16 protein-coding genes and 3 pseudogenes are annotated in these 16,874 nt (G+C 72.2%); 10 read left to right on the top strand and 9 right to left on the bottom strand.

Annotated features, from left to right (window positions below; translation table 11 throughout):
* Window positions 1–324: 324 nt before the first annotated feature.
* The gene (locus ABT078_RS09340; protein ID WP_351225522.1) at window positions 325–2,370 is read right to left on the bottom strand and encodes a bifunctional aldolase/short-chain dehydrogenase; all 2,046 of its coding nucleotides are present in this window, start codon (window positions 2,368–2,370) and stop codon (window positions 325–327) included.
* Window positions 2,371–2,375: 5 nt separating this feature from the next.
* Window positions 2,376–3,584 (bottom strand): L-rhamnose isomerase, encoded by a 1,209-nt coding sequence (rhaI, locus tag ABT078_RS09335; protein WP_351225520.1) that lies wholly within the window; start codon window positions 3,582–3,584, stop codon window positions 2,376–2,378.
* 212 nt (window positions 3,585–3,796) lie between these two features.
* On the opposite strand from rhaI, the pseudogene ABT078_RS09330 reads away from it, so the two are divergent.
* From ABT078_RS09330 to ABT078_RS09310, 5 genes and pseudogenes are all read left to right on the top strand, one after another.
* A pseudogene (locus ABT078_RS09330) lies at window positions 3,797–4,018 on the top strand (ATP-binding cassette domain-containing protein); the annotation flags it as partial.
* Window positions 4,018–4,443: pseudogene (locus tag ABT078_RS09325) on the top strand (substrate-binding domain-containing protein); the annotation flags it as partial. The pseudogenes ABT078_RS09330 and ABT078_RS09325, both read left to right, overlap by 1 nt.
* Before the next feature lie 17 nt (window positions 4,444–4,460).
* Window positions 4,461–4,763, top strand: a pseudogene (locus ABT078_RS09320) (L-rhamnose mutarotase); the annotation flags it as partial.
* 66 nt (window positions 4,764–4,829) lie between these two features.
* Window positions 4,830–5,906 carry a LacI family DNA-binding transcriptional regulator gene (locus ABT078_RS09315; protein WP_351225624.1) on the top strand — a complete coding sequence of 359 codons (1,077 nt, stop codon included), beginning with the start codon at window positions 4,830–4,832 and terminating at the stop codon, window positions 5,904–5,906.
* An 82-nt stretch (window positions 5,907–5,988) separates the two neighbouring features.
* Window positions 5,989–7,053, top strand: coding sequence for a LacI family DNA-binding transcriptional regulator (locus tag ABT078_RS09310; RefSeq protein ID WP_351225518.1), 1,065 nt, complete (start codon window positions 5,989–5,991; stop codon window positions 7,051–7,053).
* Window positions 7,054–7,145: 92 nt separating this feature from the next.
* On the opposite strand, the gene ABT078_RS09305 is transcribed toward ABT078_RS09310, so the two are convergent.
* Window positions 7,146–7,616: a MarR family winged helix-turn-helix transcriptional regulator gene (locus ABT078_RS09305; RefSeq protein WP_351225516.1), complete on the bottom strand. Its 471-nt coding sequence runs from the start codon at window positions 7,614–7,616 to the stop codon at window positions 7,146–7,148.
* 117 nt (window positions 7,617–7,733) lie between these two features.
* Here ABT078_RS09305 and ABT078_RS09300 point away from each other — a divergent pair, with 117 nt between their 5' ends.
* From ABT078_RS09300 to ABT078_RS09280, 5 genes are all read left to right on the top strand, one after another.
* A complete protein-coding gene (locus ABT078_RS09300; RefSeq protein WP_351225514.1) occupies window positions 7,734–8,168 on the top strand; it encodes an MFS transporter in 435 nt (144 codons plus the stop codon).
* Window positions 8,169–8,225: 57 nt separating this feature from the next.
* Window positions 8,226–9,122 (top strand): hypothetical protein, encoded by an 897-nt coding sequence (locus ABT078_RS09295; RefSeq protein ID WP_351225512.1) that lies wholly within the window; start codon window positions 8,226–8,228, stop codon window positions 9,120–9,122.
* Window positions 9,123–9,323: 201 nt separating this feature from the next.
* Entirely contained in the window at window positions 9,324–9,716 is a 393-nt protein-coding gene (locus ABT078_RS09290; protein ID WP_351225510.1) for a guanyl-specific ribonuclease, read from the top strand.
* Window positions 9,717–9,907: 191 nt separating this feature from the next.
* Window positions 9,908–10,993 carry a 2-trimethylaminoethylphosphonate dioxygenase gene (gene tmpA / locus ABT078_RS09285; protein ID WP_351225508.1) on the top strand — a complete coding sequence of 362 codons (1,086 nt, stop codon included), beginning with the start codon at window positions 9,908–9,910 and terminating at the stop codon, window positions 10,991–10,993.
* Entirely contained in the window at window positions 10,990–11,556 is a 567-nt protein-coding gene (locus ABT078_RS09280; protein ID WP_351225506.1) for a phosphonate degradation HD-domain oxygenase, read from the top strand. Before tmpA ends, ABT078_RS09280 begins: the two co-directional genes overlap by 4 nt.
* 197 nt (window positions 11,557–11,753) lie before the next feature.
* Here the strand turns inward: ABT078_RS09280 and ABT078_RS09275 are convergent, their stop codons facing one another.
* From ABT078_RS09275 to ABT078_RS09250, 6 genes are all read right to left on the bottom strand, one after another.
* Complete coding sequence (locus ABT078_RS09275) at window positions 11,754–12,395, bottom strand: hypothetical protein (protein ID WP_351225504.1); 642 nt, start codon at window positions 12,393–12,395, stop codon at window positions 11,754–11,756.
* 238 nt (window positions 12,396–12,633) lie between these two features.
* Window positions 12,634–13,389, bottom strand: a complete 756-nt coding sequence (locus ABT078_RS09270; RefSeq protein WP_351225502.1) for a GntR family transcriptional regulator — start codon at window positions 13,387–13,389, stop codon at window positions 12,634–12,636.
* 26 nt (window positions 13,390–13,415) lie between these two features.
* Complete coding sequence (locus ABT078_RS09265) at window positions 13,416–14,060, bottom strand: HAD family hydrolase (protein ID WP_351225500.1); 645 nt, start codon at window positions 14,058–14,060, stop codon at window positions 13,416–13,418.
* Entirely contained in the window at window positions 14,057–15,136 is a 1,080-nt protein-coding gene (locus ABT078_RS09260) for an ABC transporter ATP-binding protein (protein WP_351225498.1), read from the bottom strand. Before ABT078_RS09260 ends, ABT078_RS09265 begins: the two co-directional genes overlap by 4 nt.
* Window positions 15,133–15,984, bottom strand: a complete 852-nt coding sequence (locus ABT078_RS09255; protein ID WP_351225496.1) for an ABC transporter permease — start codon at window positions 15,982–15,984, stop codon at window positions 15,133–15,135. The genes ABT078_RS09260 and ABT078_RS09255 overlap by 4 nt, the downstream gene beginning before the upstream one ends.
* Entirely contained in the window at window positions 15,972–16,868 is an 897-nt protein-coding gene (locus tag ABT078_RS09250; protein WP_502981179.1) for an ABC transporter permease, read from the bottom strand. The genes ABT078_RS09255 and ABT078_RS09250 overlap by 13 nt, the downstream gene beginning before the upstream one ends.
* Window positions 16,869–16,874: the final 6 nt, after the last annotated feature.

The following is a 16,874-nucleotide window of genomic DNA, read 5'->3' as shown; positions in this document are numbered from 1 at the left end:
TGCCCGCAGGGCCAGGGGGGAGGGTGGGCACAACGCGACCACCGGGGTGCAGCTGCACACGAGTCGGACCGCCGGCGGTTGCGCGCCGTTGCCGGGTGCGGGCCATGGTGCGCCACCCTTCCGCCGCAGCGGACGAATGCCCGCGCCACGGCGGAGCGCCGTGTCCACGCGGCGTGCAGCGCAACGCGCAGGCCCGCGCCGCACGGTGCGGGCGTGGCGGCTGCTCGCGCACCCCGTTCGCCCGAGGGCCGGGCCGGCGCGTGCACGGGCGGTCCGGCCGCGCCGGCCTCGCGCGGTCCCGCCGCCGGCGGCGGGATGGGCCCGTCAGCGCAGGAACGCCGCCGCCACGCCCGCGTCCACCGGCACGTGGAGCCCCGTCGTGTGGCTCAGGTCCCCGCCGGTCAGCGCGAACACCGCGTTGGCGACATGCTCCGGCAGCACCTCCCGCTTCAGCAGCGTCCGCTGCGCGTAGAACTCGCCCAGCCTCTCCTCCTCCACCCCGTACACGGCGGCGCGCTTCGCGCCCCAGCCGCCCGCGAAGATGCCGGAGCCCCGCACGACGCCGTCCGGATTGACGCCGTTGACCCGGATCCCGTGCTCGCCCAGTTCGGCGGCGAGCAGCCGGACCTGGTGCGCCTGGTCGGCCTTGGTCGCCCCGTACGCGATGTTGTTGGGGCCCGCGAACACGCCGTTCTTGGAGGCGATGTAGACGATGTCGCCGCCGATGCCCTGCGCGGTCATCACCCTGGCCGCCTCCCGGGAGACCAGGAAGGAGCCGCGGGCCATGATGTCGTGCTGGAGGTCCCAGTCCTCGGCCGTGGTCTCCAGGAGCGGCTTGGAGACGGAGATCCCGGCGTTGTTGACCACCAGATCCACGCCGCCGAAGGCGAGCGACGCGGCGGCGAAGGCGGCGGCGATCTGCTCCTCGGAGGTGACGTCGACCGTCACCGCGACCGCCTTGTCGGGGCCGCCCAGCTCCTCCGCCACGGCGCTCGCGCCGTCCGCGTTCACATCGGCCACGACCACGCAGGCGCCCTCGGCGGGGAGCCGTTGCGCGATGGCCCTGCCGATGCCGGACCCTGCTCCCGTCACCAGGGCGACGCGGGTCGCGAGCGGCTTCGGCGCGGGCATCCGGCGGAGCTTGGCCTCCTCCAGCTCCCAGTACTCGATGCGGAACTTCTCCGCCTCCTCGATCGGCGCGTACGAGGAGACCGCCTCGGCCCCGCGCATCACATTGATCGCGTTGACGTAGAACTCGCCCGCCACGCGCGCGGTCTGCTTGTCCTTGCCGAAGCTGAACATGCCGACGCCGGGCACGAGGACGATCGCCGGGTCGGAGCCCCGCATGGCGGGGGAGTCCGCCTCGGCGTGCCGCTCGTAGTACTCGCGGTAGGCCGCGTGCAGTTCCTCGAGGCGGGCGACCGCCGTCTCCAGCGGGGCACCGGCCGGCAGATCCAGGACCAGCGGGCGGACCTTCGTGCGCAGGAAGTGGTCGGGGCAGGAGGTGCCGAGCGCGGCGAGCCGCGGGTGCTCGGCGCGGGCCAGGAAGTCCAGGACGACGTCGGCGTCGGTGAAGTGGCCGACCTGCGGGCGGTCGGTGGAGGCGAGGCCCCGGACGACGGGAGCGAGCGCGGCGGCGCGGGCCCGTCGCTCGGCCTCCGGCAGAGGCCCGTACCCGTCGAGCCCCGGCCCGAACGGCTCGGCCTCGCCGCGCTCGGCGAGGAACGCCTCGGCGGTGCGGATGATGTGCAGGGAGTTGCGCTCGCACTCCTCGGACGTGTCGCCCCAGGCGGTGATGCCGTGTCCGCCGAGGACGCAGCCGATGGCCTCGGGGTTGGCCGCCTTGACGGCGGCGATGTCCAGGCCGAGCTGGAAGCCGGGGCGGCGCCACGGCACCCATACGACCCGGTTGCCGAAGCACTCCTTGGTCAGGGCCTCGCCGTCGGCGGCGCACGCGAGCGCGATGCCCGAGTCGGGGTGGAGGTGGTCCACGTGGGCGGCCTCGACGAGTCCGTGCATCGCGGTGTCGATGGACGGTGCGGTGCCTTCTCCCCCTGGGAGCCGTCCCTTGCCGTGCAGGCAGTAGTCGAAGGCCGCGACCATCTCGCCCTCGCGGTCCACGCCCGGGTACACGCCGGTCAGCGCGCGCAGCCGGTCCAGCCGCAGTGCGGTGAGCCCGCCCGCCGTGAGCGTGCCCAGGTCGCCGCCCGAGCCCTTGACCCACATGAGCTCGACGTCGCCGCCGGTGACGGGGTCGGTCGCGGTGCCCTTGGCGGAGGTGTTGCCGCCGGCGTAGTTGGTGTTGCGGGGGTCGGCGCCCAGGCGGTGCGAGCGCGCCAGCAGGGCGTCGATCTGCGGGTGTTCTGCCATGTCGGTCACGCTCCCCATCCGGCCTGGGTGCCACCGACGCGCTCGTCGACGATCTTCTGTGCCCAGCCGGAGCGGGCGTACGCCGCGACCGGGTCCGGGTCGATGCCCAGCTCCTCGCGCACCTCGGCGAGCAGCGGCCGTACGTCCGTGTTGTAGGCGTCCATCAGCACCGCGTTGGCGGCGAGCACATCGCCGTCCTGCTGGGCTGCGGACAGTGCGTCGCGGTCGACCAGCAGGGCCTTCGCCGTCGCCTCCTGGACGTTCATCACCGAGCGGATGATCGCCGGGATCTTCGCCTCGATGTTGTGGCACTGGTCGAGCATGAAGGCCACGCCGGGCATGCTGTGCTCTTCCGGGGGACAACCTCCGGACCCCCCGCCGAATCCACCGCCCCTGATCACCTCGTACATGATGCGGAACAGCTGGAAGGGGTCGGCCGCGCCGACCATCAGGTCGTCGTCCGCGTAGAAGCGGGAGTTGAAGTCGAACCCGCCGAGCCTCCCCTCACGCAGCAGCAGCGCGACGATGAACTCGATGTTGGTGCCCGGCGCGTGATGACCGGTGTCCACGACGACCTGGGCCCTGGGACCCAGTTTCAGGCAGTGTGCGTAGGCGGTGCCCCAGTCCGGGACGTCGGTGGTGTAGAAGGCGGGCTCGAAGAGCTTGTACTCCAGGAGCATCCGCTGGTCCTCGCCCAGCCGCTCGTACACCGCGGCCAGGGCCTCGGCGAGCCGGTCCTGGCGGGCCCGGATGTCGTCCTGGCCCGGGTAGTTGGTGCCGTCGGAGAACCACAGCTTCAGATCGCACGAGCCGGTGGCGTCCATGATGTCGACGCACTCCAGCAGATGCCCGACGGCCTTGCGGCGCACAGCGGGGTCGGGGTGGGTGACCGAGCCGAGCTTGTAGTCGTCGTCCTGGAAGACGTTGGAGTTGATGGCGCCGAGCCGCAGTCCGCGCTCCTTGGCGTACGTGGCGAGCGCGCCGTAGTCGTCGACCTTGTCCCAGGGGATGTGGAGGGCGACGGTCGGGGCGGCGCCGGTGTGCTCGTGGACGCGCGCCGCGTCGTCGAGTTTCTCCCGCGGGGTGCGCGGCACCCCGGGCTGCGCGAACACCTTGAAGCGGGTGCCGGAGTTGCCGTACGCCCACGACGGCGTCTCGATGGCCTGGGTCTTGAGGGCCGCCTTTACGGCGGAAACGGCGGATGCACCGGACATGGATCAACGCTCCCGAGGGCCGAGCGAACGTATGAATCGTTTCATCACCGTGAAGCTATGGCCGCCCAACTGGGCTGTCAAGGGATCGCGTGACTCCGGAAATTTTCGTCGACTGACCCATTGACGGCGCGGGTCTTACCCGTCTAGCTTCCGTGAAACTTGGTTGAAACCTTTCACAGCGCCTTTCGCGGCGCACCTTCAACGGAGCATCCATGAACCAGCCCGACACGGGTCCGGCCCCTGTTCTGGCCCTGACGGACGTGTCCAAGTCCTTCGGTGCCGTACGGGCCCTGCAGGACGTCTCCCTGCAACTGCTCCCGGGCGAGGTACACGCGCTCGCGGGGGAGAACGGCGCCGGCAAGTCCACCCTCATCAAGACGCTCGCGGGGGTGCACCGGCCCGACTCCGGCCAGGTGCTGCTGGACGGGAAGCCGTCGCCTACGGTGACGACGACGACCAGAAGTCCTTCCAGGAGACCCAGGGGCTGCTCAAGGCCTACCCGAACCTGAAGGGCATCATCTCGCCCACCACCGTCGGCATCGCCGCAGCCTCCCGCTACATCAGCAGCTCCAGCTACAAGGGCAAGGTCGTCATCAACGGCCTCGGTACGCCGAACCAGATGCGCGAGTACGTCAAGGACGGCACCGTCGAGCAGTTCGCCCTGTGGGACCCGAAGAAGCTCGGCCGCCTCGGCGCGTACGTGGCATCCGCGCTGGTCTCGGGTCAGATCACCGGCGCGGAGGGCGAGAAGTTCAAGGCCGGCGACCTCGGTGAGTACACCATCGGCAAGGACGGCGAGATCATCCTCGGCCCGCCGACCGTCTTCGACAAGAACAACATCGACGACTTCGACTTCTGACGTCCCGGAGTCACCCGATGCAGCGCGTCTGCTTTCTGCTGAAGGTCAGGCCGGGGCGGCTGGAGGAGTACCGCGAGCGTCATGCGGCCGTATGGCCCGAGATGCTCGCGGCACTCTCCGCCGCCGGCTGGAACAACTACTCGCTCTTCCTCCGGGACGACGGACTGCTCGTCGGCTACCTGGAGACCGAGGACTTCGCGGCCGCCCGGGCCGCCATGGCCGCCACGGAAGTCAACGCCCGCCGGCAGGCCGAGATGGCCGGCTTCTTCGAAGCCCTGGACGGCGGGAGGCCGGACGAGGCCATGATGCCGCTCACCGAAGTCTTCCACCTGGCACAGGAACGGATCGCCCATGACCACAAGAACTCCCGCAGAGGTCACCGGCCGATGACATCGCTGCTCGGCCCTGCGGCAGGCCAGTCGGCGGGCCAGCCCGTCGGCATCAAGGACGTCGCCCGGGCCGCCGGGGTCTCGGTCGGCACGGTCTCGAACGTGATCAACCGTCCCGACTCGGTCTCGGCGGAGACCCGGGCCCGCGTCCGGTCCACCATCGAACGGCTCGGCTATGTACGCAGCGAGTCCGCCCGGCAGCTGCGGGCCGGCCGGAGCCGGATCATCGCGCTGCTCGTGCTCGACATGGCCAACCCCTTCTTCGTGGACGTGGCGTCCGGCGCCGAGCGGGCGGCGCGCGAGGCCGGACTGGGGGTGATGCTCTGCAACAGCGCGCAGAGCCCGAGCGAGGAGGCGGAGTACCTGGGGCTGTTCACCGAGCAGCGGGTGCGGGGCGTGCTGGTGACGCCCGCGGACACCACGGGCGCCAATCTGGAGAGCTTCCGCCGTCACGGCATCCCGTTCGTCTTCGTCGACCGTGTCCTGCCCAGCGCCAAGGGCTGCTCGGTGTCGGTGGACGACATCACCGGCGGCACCCTCGCCGTACGCCATCTCGTCGAGCAGGGCCACCAGGACATCACCTACGTCAGCGGCCCGATGCATCTCGCCCAGTGCCAGGACCGGCGTACGGGTGCGTTGCGGGCGCTGGCCGAGGCGGGGCTTCCCGAGGACCGGCTGAGGCATGTGGAGGCGGAGCGGCTGGACGTGGCGGCGGGGCGGGACGCGGGGGCGCGGCTGCTGGGCATGTCCCCGCGGCCGACGGCGGTGTTCTGCGCCAACGACCTTCTCGCCCTCGGCGTCCTCCAGGCGCTCTACGGGGCCGGGGTGAGCGTGCCCGACGAGATCGCCCTCGTCGGCTACGACGACATCGAGTTCGCCTCCGCCGCCGCCGTGCCCCTGACCTCCGTGCGCCAGCCCGCCTTCCGTATGGGGCGCACGGCCGCGGAGCTGCTGATCGAGGAGACGGACGAGAGCGCGGCCGTGGACCATGAGCACCGGAGGATCGTGCTCCAGCCGGAGCTCGTCGTCAGGAGAAGCAGCCTCGGCCGGGTGCGCGGCCGGCCTCCCGCGTAGCCGCTCTCCTGAGCGGCCGCCGTCCTGCGTAGCATGAAGCCGCGGCCGCGGCGGGCCGCGGGAAGGCGGGCGGTCGGACCTCGTGGCACGCATGGTGGGTATCAAGGACGTGGCGCGGCAGGCGAAGGTGTCGGTCGGCACGGTGTCGAACGTCATCAACCGGCCGGACATGGTCGCCGAGGAGACCCGCGAGCGGGTATTGGCCGTGATCGAGCGGCTCGGTTACGTGCGCAGCGAGACGGCCCGGCAGCTGCGGGCCGGCCGGAGCCGGATCATCGCGATGCTCGTCCTCGACATGGCGAACCCGTTCTTCGTGGAGGTCGCGTCCGGGGCCGAGCGCGCGGCGCGGGCCAACGGGCTCGGCGTGATGCTGTGCAACAGCGCGCAGAGTCCGGACGAGGAAGCCGACTACCTCTCGCTCTTCGCCGAGCAGCGGGTGCGCGGGGTGCTCGTCACACCCGCCGACGCCACGGGCCGGAACCTGGAGAACTTCCGGCGCCACGGCATCCCGCACACCTTCGTCGACCACGACAGGCCGCGGGACGAAGCCTGCTCGGTGTCGGTGGACGATGTCACCGGCGGTGCGCTCGCCGTACGCCATCTCGTCGAATGCGGCCACAGCGGCGTCGCCTACGTCAGCGGCCCGATGCATCTCGCCCAGTGCCAGGACCGGCGTACGGGTGCGTTGCGGGCGCTGGCCGAGGCGGGGCTTCCCGAGGACCGGCTGAGGCATGTGGAGGCGGAGCGGCTGGACGTGGCGGCGGGGCGGGACGCGGGGGCGCGGCTGCTGGGCATGTCCCCGCGGCCGACGGCGGTGTTCTGCGCCAACGACCTTCTCGCCCTCGGCGTCCTGCAGACCCTCTACGGTGCGGGCGTCCGCGTGCCGGAGGACATGGCCCTCGTCGGCTACGACGACATCGAGTTCGCCTCCGCCGCCGCCGTGCCCCTCACCTCGGTCCGTCAGCCCGCCTTCCGTATGGGGCGCATGGCGGCGGAGTTGCTGATCGAGGAGACGGACGAGAGCGCGGCCGGCGGGCACGAGCACCGGAGGATCGTGCTCCAGCCGGAGCTGGTCGTCCGCGAATCGACGCTTGTCCGGACCCGGAGCCGAACCAGCGGTACTGGACGGCCCGCCCCCGGAGCCTGATCCACCGGACAGGCCCGGACAGCCCCCGGACCGACCCCGGGCAGGGCCCCGGGCACACCCCGGACAGTCGGCAGACGGGCCCTGGTCCTGCTCTAGTCCAGCAGCCGCTTCGTCGCCGCGCGCTGGCGCTCGGTCGCGCCCGCCAGGAAGCGCACGGCGACCTCCAGCTCCTCCGTCGTGAACTCCTCGTAGAGTTCGGCCACTTCACGCGCCCAGTCGTCGAAGAGCGGCGCCAGCTCCGCGAGCTTCTCGGGTCGGGACTCGATCAGCACCCGGCGCTTGTCCGTCGGGTGCTTCACCCTGCGTACGTAGCCCTTCTTCTCCAGGCGGTCCACCAGGCCGGTGACCGAAGCGGGTGCGAGTCCGGAGCGTTCGGCGAGGTCCTTGGCGGTGAGGGCGCCGTGGCGCTGGAGGAGGTCGAGAGTCTTGGTCTCGGTCGGCCCGAGTCCCTGCTTGGCCGCGACCACCGTGTGGAAGGCGACGGATGCCGCGCTGGAGTCCCGGCCCGCGGCGGTCAGGGCCGCGATCACCTCGGCTCGTCGTGAGCTGTCGTCCCTGGTCATGAGGCCAGCTTAGCAAGATATTTCGTTCGGTCGAACGAAGGACTTGTGATCAGTGCTGCCCGCGTGCAAGTCTTTCGTTAGTCCGAACGAAATACATCCTGGACCCCGGGAGTCCCGATGGCCACGACGAGCCTCACCGCCGACCTCTCCGCCTCCCCGCACCCGCGACGCTGGGCGGCCGCGGCCGTCATGACGGTCGCCGCGCTGATGGACCTCCTGGACGTGACGATCGTCAACGTGGCGATCCCGTCCATCGGCCGCGACCTGGGTGCCTCCGCAAGCGCCCTGGTCAACGTCGTCCTGTCCGCCGTGCCGACCGACCTCGCGGGCGGTGCCTCGGGGATCTTCTCCACGGCCCAGCAGTTCGGCGGCGCCCTCGGGGCCGCAGTGGTCGGCACGGTGTTCTTCGCGCACACGACGGGCGGCGACGGCCTGACGGACGCCCTGTCGGCGGCGATGCCGTGGGTGGTCGGGGCGTTCGCCCTCTGCGCCGCCCTCTGCCCGGCCCTCCCGCGCACCGCCGTCAGCCAGGACGCCCCGACACCCGGCTAGACCCGTCCATCCGCACGTCGTCCCGCCGGATCCCGGTCCGAGCCAAGGAGGCCCACCATGTCCGCAAGGAAGCCACTCACCGCAACCCTCGCCCTGGCCACCCTGTTCGCCGCGCTCTTCACCGCACCGGCGGCCGGTGCCACGCCTGAGCGGGCGGCGGCGCGCCCCACCGTCGAAGTCACCACAGGCGATGGTGGTCTGGCCGCCCCGAGCACCACCCGACCCGGCCCCGTCGCCTTCAGGGTGACCGCCACCGACGTGAAGTCGGGGCACGTGGGCCTGGTCCGGCTCCGTGAAGGCGCCTCGCCCACCGCGTTCCGCATCGGCCTGCGGAAGGCGTTCTCCGACGAACCCGCCGAGGTCGTCGAAGGCAACCGCGAGGTGACGGCCCAGGCCGAACTGCTCGGCGGCGCCCTGACCCTGCCCGGCAGCCCCGGTTCGTTCACCCAGGTGCTGCGGCCCGGCACGTACCACCTGCTCGAGTACCGGGACTTCCAGGATCCCGGCGTGCCGACGGGGCAGGAGCGCATCCGTACGCTCACGGTCTCCGGGGCCGCGCACGGCCGGCTCCCGGAGGCGGAGGCGACGGTCGTCTCGGGGGCCGTCCCGGGCATCGGCCCCCGCTTCCGGGCGCCGCGCACGCTCCGCGCCGGAGCGCCTGTGCGCGTCGTCAACACCATGCGGGGACAGGTCAACGAGGCCGTCTTCCACAAGCTGTTCCCCGGGAAGACGGACGCCGACGTCCACAGGTTCTTCACCGCTCCGGACTGGGAAGACCCGCCCTTCGACCCGTACGCGAACGTCGGCACGCCGCCGCTCTCGCCCGGTCGCTCCACCGTGATCCGGATGCCGCTCACGCCCGGCGACTGGGCGCTCGTCACGTGGGTCGGCAGCGCCGTCGACGGCGGCAAGATCGCTGCGCAGGGCATGCACACGGTCATCACCGTCACGTGACCGGGGAGCGCGGCAGCGGGCCGGCCCGCCGGAGCCCGAGCTCCGGCGGGCCGTTCCCGTCGGGCGGACCCTGGCCCGGTCACCACCCAACGGCGTTCGCGCGTCCGGGTCGTGACGGTCACGTGGAGGAGGTGAATTGCGTGAAAACTCCTCAGACTTGACGTTGACACGACAACGTCTACGCGCGTCATCATGAGGGTCATGCGAATCCCCCCACGGATCACCATGCTCGGCGGCGCCGCCGCCCTTCTCTCCGCCCTTCTCGTCGGCGGGCCCGTAGCGGCCCCGGCGACCGCCGCCGCCACCGCGGTCGGTGACATCTGCTACTCCGACCTGCCGTCCCAGGCGTACGACACCCTCGAACTCATCGAGAACGGGGGTCCGTTCCCGTATCCCCAGGACGGGACGGTCTTCCAGAACCGGGAAGGCATCCTGCCCGCCCACTCGACCGGCTACTACCACGAGTACACGGTCAAGACGCCCGGCTCCTCCACGCGCGGCGCCCGGCGCATCGTCACCGGGCAGTCCTACCTGGAGGACTACTACACCGCCGACCACTACCGCTCGTTCGACCTCGTCGACCACGGCTGCTGAGCCGTCGCACAGCCGCCCCCCACCCCGTGCCGCCGGCCCTTCCCGCTCCTCGGCCGGCGGCACGGCGCGTTCCGGGGACCGGCGCTGCAACGGCCACCTCGGCGTAACCCTTCTGTCATCCCCGGGTGCGAGGCTCCGCGTCGTCGAAGAAGTTGTCTGTACAACTCGGAGTTCCACTCATGCCCTCCCTCGTGTCCGCACCGCCTGTCTGGCTGCGCGACAACTGTCCCTGCCCGCACTGCCGGGACCCCCGTAACGGCCAGAAGCTGTTCCAGATCACCGAGCTGCCCGCCGCTCTCGCCGTGGACAGCGTCCGGGACGCCACGACCGCGGACGGCGCCCCCGCCCGCGAGGTCGTCTGGGCCCCCGACGGGCACCGCTCCGTCTACGCCGAGACCTGGCTCGGCGCGCATCTCCCCGGCGCCTCCGCCGCACCCGGCGACGGCCGCACCGAGGACGACAAGGAGCTGTGGGCCGCCGCCGACCTGGAGGGACGACTCCCCGAGGCCGACTGGTCCGCCTACACCACCGGCCCCGCAGTCAAGGCCGCCGCCCTCCAGAGCGTGCTGCGCCTCGGCTTCGTCCTGCTGCGCGGCGTCCCCGTCCACGACCGCCAGGTCCTCGACGTGGCCCGGACCTTCGGTTACGTGCGCGAGACGAACTACGGCGAACTCTTCGAGGTACGCGTCGAGGCCGACCCGAACAACCTCGCCTTCACCGGCGCCCGCATCACCCCGCACACGGACAACCCGTACCGCGACCCGGTGCCGACCCTCCAGCTGCTGCACTGCCTCACCAACGCAGCCCAGGGAGGCGACTCCGGGCTCGTCGACGGCTTCCACGCGGCGGCCCTGCTGCGGCACGAGGACCCGGAGGCGTACGACGTCCTCACCCGCGTCCCGGTGCCGTTCGCCTTCGCCGACGACCGCAGCGAGCTGCGCGCCCACCGGCCGCTGATCGGCACCGACCCGGCCGGCCGGATCCGCGAGATCCGCTTCAACAACCGTTCCATCGGCACGCTGCACCAGCCGGCCGACGTGCTCGACGCCTTCTACGCCGCTTACCGGCGCTTCGGCGAGCTGCTGCTGCGCAGCGAGCTCCAGCTGGAATTCCGGCTCACCCCCGGAGACTGCCTCGTCTTCGACAACACCCGCCTGCTGCACGCCCGTACGGCCTTCGCCGAGTCCGGTGACCGCCACCTCCAGGGCGCGTACGCCGACATCGACGGCCTCGCCTCCACGCTGGCGGTCCTGCGCCGAGAGGAGACCGTGAAGTGAACCCCCTCGACACCCTCGCCGAGCTCTTCGAGGGCGAAGGCAGCGCCGAGTACTTCGGCGAGGCCGTCACCCAGGCCCAGCACATGCTCCAGGCCGGGGCCCTCGCCGAGGCCGCCGGAGCCCCGCCGCACCTGGTCGCCGCCGCGCTGCTGCACGACGTCGGCCACTTCCGGGGCGCGGTCACCGGCCGCGACCTGATGGAGCACGGCACCGACAACCGTCACAGCCACACCGGGGCCGACTGGCTCGACCGGTGGTTCGGCCCCGAAGTGACCGAGCCCGTCCGGCTGCACGTCGCCGCCAAGCGCTATCTGTGCGCTGTCGAACCCGGCTACTTCGACCTGCTCTCCGAGGCGTCCGTCCACACGTTGCGGGTCCAGGGCGGTCCGATGACGGAGGAGCAGGTACGGGCCTTCGAAGCACACCCCGGGGCGCGGGACGCCGTCGCCGTCCGCCGCTGGGACGAACAGGCGAAGGACCCGGCCATGCCGACGCCGGCCTTCGCCCACTTCCGGCCGCTGCTGGCGGGTCTGCTGCGCCCGGAGGCGGCGCCGACGGGCTGAGGCGGGCACGACACCGGCCGAAGCCGCGCGTCGAGTGGTCCGCAGGTCGGGGGAGAGTCGGGTGGGGCCCGGAAACCGTTCGCCCATGGAGGGCTCCGGTGGAGTGCCCCCGCCTGTTCTCTCCGGGAGTGCAGCAGTTGTCGAACTCCGGAGACCGTGTCGACGACGCAGGAGCCCGTAGGAGCGAGGGCCGGCGGCTACGTCGTGCCGTCCTGCCACGTTCCCGCGTCTGCCAGTCTTGGTGAAGAGGGTGTCGACCGAGGACCCTTCCTCGCCCGGGCCCGGTCGCGGGACCACGTACCGGCGCCGACCAGCACGGCTGCCCCGGCTCCGTACAGCGGCAGCCACAGGGTCGTAGTCGCTGCCAGGCAGTCGGCAACGGCCTTGCCGCTCCGGGCCTTTTGCGCGTAGGCCAAAGCGGCGCTGTCGCGCCCGGCCAGGTTCGCCAGCGCGGCCCTCGACCGGATGACCTCGTACCTGCCCACCTCTTGGCACCCGACACGAGTGCCTGACATCGGAAACAGCCAAGCCCAGCGCTGCAGCATGGGGGCCAGCGCGATCGCCACGCACAGGCCGACGACCAGCGAATACGCGACCAGACTGCGCATGTACGCAGATCGGATGCCGGGCGTCCAGGCCGGCTGTCGATGAAAGGCGAAGATCACCGCAAGAAGCGTCACCCCGATGAAAGTGGCGAACCACTGCCAGGAACCCTGCGCGAGTGCGAACGTCAGCACGGCAGCGAGTCCGATGCTGATGACCCCGGCCTGACCGGCAGCGTCATTACCTGCGCCGGTGGATGCCGACCTTCGGGTTCCTTCATGGCTGGGGTCGTTCACGGGCCTCTCCTGCAGGGTCGGAGGCATCAGCATCCGATGCGTGGCGCCGCGGGCCCCGGCGCCATGCCGGGCGGGTTCGGCACCCCGCTCGGATGGGGGGAGCCACAAGCCAGGCACCGCCGCCGAGACCCGGAGCCGCAACGTCTCGCGCCACGGCCGACAAGCCGGAATGCGACGCACGCCCGGCATCGAACGCGTGGTCGACGCGCACCCGGCCCACCACGCCCGCCGCAGGCGGTCAGCGGCTCAGTCGCCGCCCCAGCGCGCTCGTCGCCGTCGAGCTCTGCATCGTGAACGCCACCGTCCCCGGCAGATAGCGGTCCTGGGACCATTCGACCGGTGCTCCCGTCGGATCCGTCGAGTGACGCCGCTCCCGCAGCAGCGACTCCCCGGCCCGGCACCCCAGCAGCTGCGCGTCGTCGTCGTTCGCCGGCACGAGGTCGATCGTGTGCCGGGCGTCCGCGAACAGCACGCCGTGCAGTGCGAGTGCGGCCGAGTGCGAGACGGTGTCCAGGGGCATCTCCGCCACCAGCTTCCCGATCCGCTCCGGGTAGGTCGTCCGCTCCACCATCACCGGCGCGTCCGAGAGCGTACGAAGCCGACGCACCCGGTACACGACCGAGCCCTCCGCCAGCCGCAGCTTCTCCGCCTCCTCCTCGCTCGCTACGACCCGGTCGACCGCCACGACCCGGCCGCCCGGCTCCTCGCCCAGCGACCGCGCCCAGCGGGTGAACGAGCGCAGCTCACCGAAGCTGTGCAGCCGTGGCCCGCCCAGCACCACGCGCCGCGTGCCGCGTCGCGACGTGATGAGTCCGTCGGTGCGCAGCGCGGCGAGCGCCTGGCGCACGGTGCCTCTGGACACGCCGTAACGGCGGGCGAGTTCGTCCTCGGCGGGCAGCTTCGCCCCGGAGTCGTAGTCACCTGCCGTGATCGCGGTCCGCAGATCGGCGGCGACCTTCAGATACAGCGGAGTCCTGCCCCGTCCTTCGCTCACGTCCCACACCTTGTCATGCGCAGTTGTCATCGGACCAGTGAGCTCAGCAGCTCGGGATCCACCTCGTTCAACGACCCTGCCAGCGTGACCCCGTCGGCCTCCGCGAGGGGTTCGGTCGACGGTACCGCCAGCACCCGGCACCCCGCGGCGACGGCGGACGCGACCCCGGCCGGGCTGTCCTCGACGGCGACGCACTGCGCCGGGTCGGCGCCGAGCGCCGCGGCCGCCGCCAGGTACGGATCGGGCTCCGGCTTGGTGCGTACGGTGTCCTCGGCGCCGAACAGCGCGTCGAACCGGTGCCCGTCCAGCGTCCCCGCGACCTGCTCGACGACCGCCCGCGGCGAAGCCGAGACCAGCGCCGTCGGCACCTTCCGGGCGCGCAGCGCGGCGAGGAGCCGCAGCGCGCCCGGGCGAGGCACGGCGGCCGCCGCGAGGCGGGACGCGAAGTCCGCGCCCAGCTCCGCGGCGAGTTCCCCCTCCGGTGCCTCCAGCCAGCTGTGCAGCATCGCGGCGGTGTCCTCGACCGAGCGGCCCGTCACGGCCGTCCGGCGCTCGGGGTCCAGCACACGCCCCCGTCGTACGGCGGCCGACTCCACCACATCGAGCCAGGCACGTTCGGTGTCGACCAGGGTGCCGTCCATGTCGAACAGCACTCCACGCAGTACGGTCACGCGGCGCCGCCACGGGTGACCAGGACGGGCCGCTCCTGCGGGCGTACGGACACGGCGGTGCCCGGTGTGAGCTCGGCGGCGGCGTGCGTCGGCACGTCCGCCTTGACGGACGTTCCGTCGGCCAGCGTGACCCGCACCCGCGTGGTGGGGCCGTGGAAGGCGGTGGCGGTGACCCTGGCCGTACCGGCCGCATCCACGACGACGTCCAGCGCCTCGGGCCGGATCAGCGCGTGCACCGGACCGCCGGACGCGGGCGCGTCGCCCTCGACGGGCAGCCGCACCCCCAGCACCTCCACCGTTCCGCCGCCGTCGGCGGCATGCCCCGGCACCCGGTTCATGGTGCCGATGAACTCGGCGACGAAGTCCGTCGCGGGTCGGGCGTACAACTCGGTGGGCGCGGCGCACTGTTCGAGCCGGCCCTGGTTCATGACCGCGACCCGGTCGGCCATCGACAGGGCCTCCTCCTGGTCGTGTGTGACGAACACGGTGGTGATGCCGAGCTCCAGCTGGAGCCTGCGGATCTCGTCCCGCAGGGTCACCCGCACCTGCGCGTCGAGCGCCGACAGCGGCTCGTCGAGCAGCAGCAGCCGGGGCCGCAGCGCGAGCGCCCGGGCCAGCGCGACCCGCTGCTGCTGTCCGCCGGACAGCTGGTGCGGGAAACGGCCGCCGTGACCGGGCAGTCCGACGAGCTCCAGCAGCTCGGCGGCGCGCGCCCGCCGCTCGGCACCCCCGACCTTGCGCATGCGCAGGCCGAAGGCGACGTTGTCCGAGGCCGTGAGGTGCGGGAAGAGGCTGTACGACTGGAACACCATCGCCGTGTCACGGCGGTTGGCCGGCACCGGCACGAGGTCCTCGCCGTCCAGCAGCGCCTGGCCCTCGTCGGGCTGCTCGAAACCCGCCAGCACCCGCAGCGCGGTGGTCTTGCCGCAGCCGGAGGGGCCGAGCAGGGCGAGCAGCTCGCCCGGGGCGATGTCCAGGTCGAGGCCGTCGAGCGCGACGGTGGCACCGAACGTACGGCGCAGCCCGCGCAGTTGCAGCGCGGCGCCGGTGCGGGCGGGCGCGTCGAGGAGGGTCATCGGGAGGTCTTTCCTTCAGAGGTCCGGGCAGAGGTACGGGGTGCAGAGGTACGGGACGGGAGGCGGCGGTTGCCGAGCGTGGTCAGCGCCAGCAGCAGCACCCAGGTCAGCAGCAGGCTCAGCAGCGAAACGGCCACCGACAGCCGGGCGTCCGAGCCCGATGCCTGCACGATCCAGACCGCGAACGGCTGGAAGCCGAGCAGCGAGGCGACGGTGAACTCGCCCAGCACCAGGGCGAGCGTGAGGAACGAGCCGTTCAGCAGCGCGCCCCGCAGATTGGGCAGTACGGCCGAGACGAGCGCCCGCGGCCAGGACGCCCCGCAGTCGCGCGCGGCCTCCACCAGGGTGCGTACGTCGACGGCGCGCAGCCCCGCGTCCAGCGCCCGGTACACGAACGGCAGCGCCATCACGGCGTACGCCAGGACGAGGACGAACGGGAAGTCCGGGTTCTGCACGGCCACGAACGTCTGGTACAGCGGCGTCGTGGACAGCTTCTCCGGGCCCCAGCGCAGCACGGTCCCGAGACCGGCGGTCAGCGCCACGGGCGGCACCACCAGCGGCAGCGTGCACACGACTTCGAGCACCGGACGCAGCCGCGGAGCCGCCAGCCTGGCCGCGACCGCCGCCGGCACCGTGATCAGCAGCACGAGCGCGACCGTGGCCGCCGCGAGTGCCAGCGACAGCAGCAGACTGCCGGTGAAGCCGGGCGCGACGACGACCCGTGTGTACGAGGACAGGGTCAGCCCCTGGCCGGGGATGTCCAGCGTGAACACGGCGGAGGCGATCAGCGGCACCAGGAAGTACACCCCGGCGACCAGCAGCACGGCGGACCGGGTCAGGCGAGCCATCGGGTGCTCCTTCGCTGCAGCGGCAGATGGACGGCCATCACCAGCGCGGCGACCAGCACCATGTCGAGGCTGAGCGCGAGCGCCACGTTCTCCTGGCCGACCAGGACGTTGCCGGAGAGCGCGTCGGCGATCTGGAGAGTGACCAGCGGCACCGAACTGCCCACCATCGCCGCGGCGGTGGCGTACGCAGCGAAGGCGCTGCCGAAGAGCAGCACGAACCCGCCGAGGAGCGTGGGCAGGAGCACCGGGATGCCGACGTGCCGCCAGTACTGCCAGGTGGAGGCGCCGCAGTCGCGGGCCGCCTCCCGCCACTGGACGCGCAGCCCGTCGAGCGCGGGCGCGACGGTCAGCACCATCAGCGGGACCAGGAAGTACACGTACGTCAGCGCCAGTCCCCAGAAGCTGTAGAGCGACCAGCCGTGGTCGTCGAGGCCGAGCCGGGTGGTGAGGACGCCGGCGTTGCCGAGCGTGGCGACGAACGCGAAGGCGAGCGGTACGCCACCGAAGTTGGCGAGCACGCCGGACGCGGTGAGCACGGCCTCGCGCAGCGCGCGGCCGCGGGAGGTGACGACGGCCTGGGCGAGCAGCAGCCCGAAGAGCGTGCCCCCGGCCGCGGTCAGCGCGGAGAGCTCGACGCTGCCGAGCAGGGCGGTGCGGTAGGCGCCGTCGACCGAGTGGCTCAGATTGTCGAGGCCGTACGAGCCGTCGACGGTGAACGCCCCGTCGGCCATGGCCAGGGCGGGCAGCCCGAAGGCGACGCCGACGACGAGGAACAGCGGCAGCGCGGACATCCAGGCCCAGGAGCGCCGCCTGCGCCGGGGGCCCGCGCCCGCGGCCGGTGCCGTACCGGCCGAGGCGCGGGCGGGGGAGTCGAGCAGGGTCATCGGCGG

It is taken from the genome of Streptomyces sp. NPDC002133, from assembly GCF_040296405.1.
Taxonomy (GTDB): Bacteria; Actinomycetota; Actinomycetes; order Streptomycetales; family Streptomycetaceae; genus Streptomyces.
The sequence above is the reverse complement of the archived record's forward strand: the minus strand, read 5'-3'. Positions and strand labels throughout refer to the sequence as shown.

Bases quoted from the DNA above. Each gene is read 5' to 3' on its own strand.
- ABT078_RS09305 (WP_351225516.1), bottom strand. From the start codon at position 7,616: ATGACCAGGGACGACAGCTCACGACGAGCCGAGGTGATCGCGGCCCTG.
- ABT078_RS09295 (WP_351225512.1), top strand. From the start codon at position 8,226: ATGTCCGCAAGGAAGCCACTCACCGCAACCCTCGCCCTGGCCACCCTG.
- ABT078_RS09315 (WP_351225624.1), top strand. From the start codon at position 4,830: ATGACATCGCTGCTCGGCCCTGCGGCAGGCCAGTCGGCGGGCCAGCCC.
- ABT078_RS09300 (WP_351225514.1), top strand. From the start codon at position 7,734: ATGGCCACGACGAGCCTCACCGCCGACCTCTCCGCCTCCCCGCACCCG.
- ABT078_RS09260 (WP_351225498.1), bottom strand. From the start codon at position 15,136: ATGACCCTCCTCGACGCGCCCGCCCGCACCGGCGCCGCGCTGCAACTG.
- ABT078_RS09290 (WP_351225510.1), top strand. From the start codon at position 9,324: ATGCGAATCCCCCCACGGATCACCATGCTCGGCGGCGCCGCCGCCCTT.
- ABT078_RS09340 (WP_351225522.1), bottom strand. From the start codon at position 2,370: ATGGCAGAACACCCGCAGATCGACGCCCTGCTGGCGCGCTCGCACCGC.
- ABT078_RS09255 (WP_351225496.1), bottom strand. From the start codon at position 15,984: ATGGCTCGCCTGACCCGGTCCGCCGTGCTGCTGGTCGCCGGGGTGTAC.
- ABT078_RS09250 (WP_502981179.1), bottom strand. From the start codon at position 16,868: ATGACCCTGCTCGACTCCCCCGCCCGCGCCTCGGCCGGTACGGCACCG.
- rhaI (WP_351225520.1), bottom strand. From the start codon at position 3,584: ATGTCCGGTGCATCCGCCGTTTCCGCCGTAAAGGCGGCCCTCAAGACC.